This window comes from Vibrio sp. 10N.247.310.17 (genome assembly GCF_041466605.1).
Taxonomy (GTDB): Bacteria; Pseudomonadota; Gammaproteobacteria; order Enterobacterales; family Vibrionaceae; genus Vibrio; species Vibrio tasmaniensis_A.
The window spans coordinates 52,534-59,980 of record NZ_JBFSTC010000021.1; the positions used below are offsets into that span (position 1 = coordinate 52,534).

9 protein-coding genes are annotated in these 7,447 nt (G+C 44.8%); 4 read left to right on the forward strand and 5 right to left on the reverse strand.

Features of this window, described 5'->3' with window-relative positions; translation table 11 throughout:
• Positions 1–11: 11 nt before the first annotated feature.
• From rpmG to radC, 3 genes are all read right to left on the reverse strand, one after another.
• Complete coding sequence (rpmG, locus tag AB6D80_RS08630; protein WP_002535344.1) at positions 12–179, reverse strand: 50S ribosomal protein L33; 168 nt, start codon at positions 177–179, stop codon at positions 12–14.
• Positions 180–192: 13 nt separating this feature from the next.
• Positions 193–429 (reverse strand): 50S ribosomal protein L28, encoded by a 237-nt coding sequence (gene rpmB, locus AB6D80_RS08635; protein ID WP_004728407.1) that lies wholly within the window; start codon positions 427–429, stop codon positions 193–195.
• A 292-nt stretch (positions 430–721) separates the two neighbouring features.
• Positions 722–1,396 (reverse strand): DNA repair protein RadC, encoded by a 675-nt coding sequence (radC, locus tag AB6D80_RS08640; protein ID WP_012603038.1) that lies wholly within the window; start codon positions 1,394–1,396, stop codon positions 722–724.
• Between the two features lie 223 nt (positions 1,397–1,619).
• Between radC and coaBC the strand changes: the two genes are divergently transcribed.
• From coaBC to lpxL, 3 genes are all read left to right on the forward strand, one after another.
• A complete protein-coding gene (gene coaBC, locus AB6D80_RS08645; RefSeq protein ID WP_371701530.1) occupies positions 1,620–2,861 on the forward strand; it encodes a bifunctional phosphopantothenoylcysteine decarboxylase/phosphopantothenate--cysteine ligase CoaBC in 1,242 nt (413 codons plus the stop codon).
• Between the two features lie 138 nt (positions 2,862–2,999).
• Complete coding sequence (gene slmA / locus AB6D80_RS08650) at positions 3,000–3,590, forward strand: nucleoid occlusion factor SlmA (RefSeq protein ID WP_017100198.1); 591 nt, start codon at positions 3,000–3,002, stop codon at positions 3,588–3,590.
• Between the two features lie 22 nt (positions 3,591–3,612).
• Positions 3,613–4,563, forward strand: a complete 951-nt coding sequence (gene lpxL / locus AB6D80_RS08655; RefSeq protein ID WP_371701528.1) for an LpxL/LpxP family Kdo(2)-lipid IV(A) lauroyl/palmitoleoyl acyltransferase — start codon at positions 3,613–3,615, stop codon at positions 4,561–4,563.
• Between the two features lie 127 nt (positions 4,564–4,690).
• Here the strand turns inward: lpxL and pyrE are convergent, their stop codons facing one another.
• Complete coding sequence (gene pyrE, locus AB6D80_RS08660) at positions 4,691–5,332, reverse strand: orotate phosphoribosyltransferase (protein ID WP_004735727.1); 642 nt, start codon at positions 5,330–5,332, stop codon at positions 4,691–4,693.
• A 105-nt stretch (positions 5,333–5,437) separates the two neighbouring features.
• The gene (gene rph, locus AB6D80_RS08665; RefSeq protein ID WP_019826449.1) at positions 5,438–6,154 is read right to left on the reverse strand and encodes a ribonuclease PH; all 717 of its coding nucleotides are present in this window, start codon (positions 6,152–6,154) and stop codon (positions 5,438–5,440) included.
• Between the two features lie 282 nt (positions 6,155–6,436).
• Between rph and AB6D80_RS08670 the strand changes: the two genes are divergently transcribed.
• On the forward strand, positions 6,437–7,303 hold the full coding sequence (locus AB6D80_RS08670; protein WP_009847984.1) for a YicC/YloC family endoribonuclease: 867 nt from the start codon (positions 6,437–6,439) through the stop codon (positions 7,301–7,303).
• The last annotated feature ends 144 nt before the right edge of the window (positions 7,304–7,447 follow it).

Sequence of the window (7,447 nt, forward strand, 5' to 3'; positions counted from 1 at the left end):
GGGGCTATCAATTACTTGATTTTAGCTTCTTTGTACATAACGTGCTGGCGAACTACTGGATCAAACTTTTTGATCTCAAATTTGCCTGGCATGTTACGCTTGTTCTTGTCAGTTGTGTAGAAGTGACCAGTTCCAGCAGAAGATACTAGACGGATTTTCTCACGAATGCCTTTAGCCATTGCTTAATTCCTCTTAAACGTTTTCGCCACGTGCACGGATATCAACAAGAACAGCATCGATGCCTTTCTTATCAATAATACGCATGCCTTTAGCAGTTAGACGTAGTTTAACAAAACGTTTTTCGCTCTCTACCCAGAAACGGTGAGTTTGTAGGTTCGGCAGAAAACGACGCTTGGTAGCATTGCGTGCGTGTGAACGGTTGTTACCCGTTACTGGACGCTTACCAGTTACTTGACATACTCGGGACATGAATGTCTCTCCAAATCGTTTCAGCTCGATATCAACCTTGGTGGCCGAACCTCTCTATCAATTCTGAAAATAGAGGTAAAAACCATAATGGAAAATCCATTCAAGGCTATCAAAGGTCGCGTATTATACTAACTTGACATGCATTGCTCAAGACCCGAACAGATCCTTTTTAAGGATTTCGTGATCTTTTTTTGAACAGGGCAGCTATTTGAGTAATCAGAGCTGATTTAAGGTTCTAAAATGTGGGCGGAATGATAGCAGATTTAACGCAACTAACAACCTAAAATGTGATTCAAATCCATCCGCGCTCTGCAAAAGAGATAACTTCGCCATCTCCAACGACAAAATGGTCGAGAATTCGGATGTCCACTAGTGCCAATGCGTCGGTTAATCTGCGTGTAATTCGCCTATCTGCTTGGCTTGGCTCTGCGACACCGGAAGGATGGTTGTGCGCTAGGATTAAAGCGGCAGCATTATGATGAAGTGCCCGTTTAACCACTTCTCTCGGGTAAACAGATGCTGCATCGATGGTTCCTTCAAACATCACTTCATCCTTTATTACTCTGTTTTGGTTATCTAGGAACAATATGTAGAAGGCTTCTCGCTGGCGATCACGCAATATACTCGAAAGATACAACTTGGTGTGACTTGGGCTAGTTAGTGCATCCCCTCGAGATAAAGTCTCGGCCAAATAACGTTGCGTCATCTCCAAAACAGCCTGCAACTGGACATATTTCGCCTGCCCCATCCCTTTATGGGCACAAAACTCAGCCTCCGTTGCAGAAAAAAGATGGCGAAGCGAACCAAAATCTTTGATCAACTTGTCTGATAGCTCTAAAACATTCATTCCTTGTGTGCCCGTTCGAAGAAATATAGCTAACAACTCCGCATCACTTAAGGAGTCGGGGCCTCTACTCAGTAACTTTTCTCTTGGCATCGACTCAACAGGCATTTTACTTATAGGCATATAAAGGCTATCTAGGGTGATGAATACGATCCATCAGCCTAATCCGTTTGTCTACGGAGAGCTTCCACAGCTTTATAAAGAAGACTAATGCCTAGCAAAACCGTGTAATTGATAAGTTTGATAACATCAACTTGATGAGTGTCAAACCTGTTCCAATTCTGCTTCTAGGCACTAATCCTTTGTTCTGATATCGTTAGTCCCAGAGAAATTAAGGAACAGAATCATGCAAACATTGGTTAATCAACTGGATAACGCTGACCAACAAGGCCTAGCTGGAAAAAAAATCCTACTTGGCATTAGTGGTGGTATCGCAGCTTATAAATGTGCCGAACTGACTCGACGCTTAATCGAACGTGGTGCGCAGGTACAAGTCGTCATGACTAATGCGGCTAAGGAGTTCATTACTCCTCTCACCATGCAAGCTGTCTCTGGAAGGCCAGTGTCTGATAGTTTACTTGATCCTGCTGCTGAAGCTTCCATGGGACACATCGAACTGGCGAAATGGGCTGACCTAGTCTTATTAGCACCCGCAACCGCAGACCTTATTGCGCGCATGACCGCAGGCATGGGTAACGACCTACTGACCACTTTGGTTTTAGCAACCGATGCGCCAGTTGCGGTATCCCCAGCAATGAACCAACAAATGTACAGCCACCCTGCAACTCAAGAGAACATCGCAACGCTAAAACGTCGTGGATGTGAAATCTGGGGTCCGGCAGCTGGTGAACAGGCCTGTGGCGATGTTGGTATGGGGCGTATGTTAGAGCCAATGCAACTGGTTCATCGTTGTGAAGACTTCTTCCAACCTAAACCTCTGACTGGCCGTTCGGTGTTAATTACTGCGGGTCCAACTCGCGAAGCGATCGACCCAGTTCGTTACATTACCAATCATAGCTCGGGCAAGATGGGCTATGCACTGGCTGAAGCGGCCGCGAAACAAGGTGCTACGGTAACTCTAATTAGTGGCCCTGTATCACTCGCGACACCAAATCAGGTTAATCGCATTGATGTAGACAGCGCACAACAGATGTTTGATGCCGTGAATGCCAATGCTGCTCAGCATGATATTTTCATCAGCTGCGCTGCGGTTGCTGATTACCGCCCAGAGACCATTGCAGACCAGAAGCTTAAAAAAGTCGATGGTAAAGATGACATGACCATTCAAATGGTTAAGAACCCAGACATTGTGGCTTCCGTTGCCTCAATGATCGAAGATCGTCCATTTACTGTCGGCTTCGCAGCAGAAACTCAAGATGTCGAGAAGTATGCGCGCGGAAAATTGGAAAGAAAGAACCTCGATATGATTTGCGCTAACGATGTCTCTGTCGAAGGCCAAGGCTTTAATAGTAGTAGTAATGAGTTGCACCTTTATTGGAAAGGTGGCGATAAATCTCTACCTCTAGACAGCAAAGACTCTCTTGGTTTCCAGATCCTTAATCAGATCCAACAGCTTATTGACGTATAAACGCACAATTTTACCCTGACAATACGCTGACACCTCTCGATTCTGTTGACCTAGGTCTTACAAAACTAGGAACAGAATTGAATGGTGTTTATAATCCTTCTTCACTCAATCCTCATCTTTAGGAAAGGAAGTAAATAGATGGCCGGTACTCGAAAATCAAACCGTCGTGAAGAAATCCTGCAAGCTCTAGCACAAATGTTGGAATCGACCGAAGGTGCTTCTCGTATCACAACGGTAAAGTTGGCCAAGCAAGTTGGTGTTTCTGAAGCTGCGTTATACCGCCACTTCCCAAGCAAAGCTCGCATGTTTGAAGGCTTGATCGAGTTCATTGAAGAAGCGTTGATGTCTCGAATCAACCGTATTCTAGATGAAGAGAAAGACACACTAGAGCGCATACGCCTAGTGCTACAACTTATCTTGGTTTTCTCAGAACGTAACCCAGGCCTGACTCGAATTTTATCTGGTCATGCTCTAATGTTTGAAAATGAACGCCTACGCGATCGCATCAATCAGCTTTTCGAACGTATTGAGACGCAACTTCGTCAAATTCTACGAGAAAGAAAGCTTCGCGAAGGGAAGTCATTCCCGGTTGATGAAAAAATCTTAGCGGCTCAATTGTTAGGTCAGGTTGAAGGAAGTTTAAATCGATTTGTTCGCTCGGACTTCAAATATCAACCGACAGCGAACTTTGAAGAGTATTGGGCACTTCTGAGTGCACAAATCGAATAGTAATCAGCATTAAGCCAAATATATGAACAAAACCACATATGATAAGCCTGAATTTTCACTCTTACTGCTTCACCCTAAATACTGGCCCGTATGGCTAGGCTTTGGGTTGTTGGCTCTAATTGTTAACCTGCTACCTTACCGTGTGTTGCTCTCCTTAGGGCAGCGACTTGGCTTACTAGGCGTGCGTTTTGGTAAAAAGCGGGTTGATATTGCAACTCGTAATATGGAGCTAGCCTTTCCTGAAAAGCCCATAGAAGAAATAAATCAATTAGTTAAAGAAAACTTCAAAAATACTGGATTAGCGTTGATTGAAACCGGCATTACTTGGTTTTGGCCTACGTGGCGATTTAAAATGTTGCTGGTTGATAAAGATACTGCAGTAATGAGATCGCATAGCAAAAACGGTAAAGGCGTTCTACTTTGTTGTGTGCACGCTCTCAACCTTGAAATTACCGCTCGCGCTTTTGCCGTACTCGGGCAGCATGGATATGGCGTGTATCGCCCACACAACAACGCTGTATATAACCTTATTCAGTTTTGGGGCCGAACCCACAATGGTAATCTGACTATTGATCGTAAAGATGTGAAAAAGATGATACGCGTTCTGCGTAACGGAGATCGCCTATTCTATCTCCCTGATCATGACTACGGTCGCAATAAATCTGTATTCGTGCCTTTCTTTGCAGTAGAGGATGCAAGTACCACCACAGGAACCAGCATTTTGGCTTACACCAGCCGATGCGCGATCGTTATTGGGTCTGGCTTTAGAAATGCCGACGGAAAATATGAAATCATGGCCGACGAATCAATCGAAGATAACTATCCGCAGAAAGATGAAAAAGCGGCAGCAGCGTATATGAACCGCTATCTTGAGAAGATTATCTTAAGAGCCCCAGAGCAATGGATGTGGCTACACAAACGCTTCAAAACCATGGAAGACCCAGAAATGGAGCGCGGTATTCGTTATAAATAGATAAGAAAGCAGCTCATCTCAATAGAAAAGTAAAAGGCCCGAAAGAGTTATCTCTCGGGCCTTTTTCTTTTTTAAGCTCTAAACCTAAGGCACTAAACCATTAGGTTCAACTTCTTCAGTTTACGAATTAGATTCCGTATTGAGCTCGGTACGCTTTTACTGACTCAAGATGTGCTGCGTCTGTGCCTTTCTCTTCAAGAAAAGTCACTAAGTCAGTCAGGCTAACGATTGAGATAATTGCACAACCGAAGTCACGCTCTACTTCCTGAATCGCAGACAACTCGCCTTTGCCCTTCTCTTGACGGTCGATAGCAACAAGCACACCCGCTAAGTCAGCGCCGTTTGCTTGGATGATTTCCATCGACTCACGAATCGCAGTACCTGCAGTGATCACGTCATCCACTAACATGATGCGACCTTCAAGTTCGCTACCGACTAGGTTGCCACCTTCACCGTGGTTCTTTGCTTCTTTACGGTTGAAGCAGTAAGGCGTGTCCACATCGTGGTGATCAGCAAGTGCAACCGCTGTTGTTGTTGCGATTGGGATACCTTTGTATGCAGGGCCAAATAGTACATCGAACTCAATACCTGAATCAGCCAATGCTGCTGCGTAGAAGCGACCTAAGCGTGCTAGGTCACGACCTGTATTAAACAATCCAGCATTGAAGAAGTAAGGGCTCTTACGGCCAGACTTTAAAGTAAACTCACCAAACTTAAGTACTTCTTTCTCTAGTGCAAATTCAATAAATTCACGTTGATATGCTTTCATGTTCTTCCTCTACGTTTATTCAATAAAACTTAACTTACGCTCTGCACTACCCTTTCGGGTTTTACAGACAAAAAAATAGCTCCTGTGAAAGGAGCTATCTAAAAACTATTCTGCTAACGCCGACTTCTGCGCTTCAACAATATCGGCAATGCCCTTATTCGCCAGGGCTAAAAGCTGCATCAGCTCTTCGTGGCTGAACGGTTCGCCTTCTGCGGTGCCTTGAATCTCAATCATCTTACCGTCTTCCGTCATTACAACGTTCATATCGGTATCGGCTGCTGAGTCTTCAACGTACTCAAGGTCACACAGTGCTTGTGCACCAACGATGCCCACTGAAACTGCCGCTACGTGGCCTTTCATTGGGTTCTTTTTCAATTTACCGCTTGCTAGTAAGCTGTTGATAGCATCAGCCATTGCAACGCTTGCACCTGAAATAGAAGCAGTACGAGTACCGCCGTCAGCTTGGATAACATCACAATCGACAGTGATCATGATTTCACCCATTACTTTTAAATCAACAACAGCACGTAGGCTACGCGCGATCAGACGTTGGATTTCCATCGTACGACCACCTTGCTTACCGCTCGCCGCTTCACGACGGTTACGAGTGTGCGTCGCACGTGGAAGCATGCCGTATTCAGCTGTTACCCAACCCTTTCCTTGGCCTTTCAACCAACGCGGTACGTTTTCTTCTACCGTCGCATTACATAGAACTTTAGTGTTGCCGAACTCAACTAATACAGAACCTTCAGCATAAGCAGTGTAGTTACGAGTAATTTTAATTGGACGAATTTGATCTACAGCGCGGTCATTTGGACGCATTGGTATCTACCTTATTAACAGTCTGAAGTGATTTACTATCGAAAGAGTGCATCACCTAAGAAAGGGGTGAGACAGTTTTGATTGGGGCAAGATTATATAGCAGTTTATCTTTCAAATCTATTTACCATTCAAAGTGGCCTACTACTTAAGGCGACTTACGACTCAAAGATACTTACCGTGAAGGCTATTTATAACGGAAAATCGACAAGCTTCGGGAGCACACCATATCGTGATACTATGCGTGCGCGTTATTTTCAGAATGATAAAAGACAGGAAAATTCGATGATTTATAGTATGACCGCGTACGCGCGCAAAGAAGTAAAAGGCGATTGGGGTACAGCAGTATGGGAAATCCGTAGTGTAAACCAACGCTACCTAGAAACTTACTTCCGTATGCCTGAACAGTTCCGTGGTTTAGAGCCAATCCTACGCGAGCGTTTCCGTAAGCGTCTAGCTCGCGGCAAGGTTGAATGCAACCTACGTTTTGAAGCAAACCCAGCAGCGAAAGGCGAGCTAAGCATTAACGAAGGTTTGGCTCAGCAAGTAATCAATGCTGCTAACCAAGTAATGACGATGACAGGTGAAGACAGCCGTTTGAACCCATTCCAAATCATGAACTGGCCTGGCGTAATGGAAACGCCAGAGCAAGACATGGATGCCATCAACAAAGATCTACTTGAAGCATTCAACGATGCAATCGCAGAGTTCATTGACGCTCGTGCTCGTGAAGGCGAAAACATGAAAGCGCTCATCGTTCAGCGTCTAGATGCAATCACTGAAGAAGTCGTTAAAGTTCGTGCACGCATGCCTGAGATCCTAGAATGGCAACGTGAGCGTCTTCTTACCAAATTTGAAGATGCGAAGATTGAACTTGAAGGTTCTCGCGTTGAGCAAGAGCTTATCCTACTGGCTCAGAAGTCAGACGTAGCAGAAGAACTAGACCGCCTAGACTCTCACGTGAAAGAAGCGAATGTAGTATTGAAGAAAGGTGGCGCTTGTGGCCGTAAACTTGACTTCATGATGCAAGAGTTCAACCGTGAATCAAACACGCTAGCATCTAAGTCTATCAGCACAGACATCACAGCATCGGGCGTTGAGCTTAAAGTTCTTATCGAACAGATGCGTGAGCAGATCCAGAACATTGAATAACAGTTCGTCAGTAACACACTGTGGGTAGCCACTAGCTGAATCAGTGTTGATTAGATCAAGATAAGCTCCTAGTTTTAGGGGCTTTTTTTAGGTTCATCGCGGCTTTCCGGGGAAAGCCGCTTTTATCTTCAAGAAGAAGTAGTC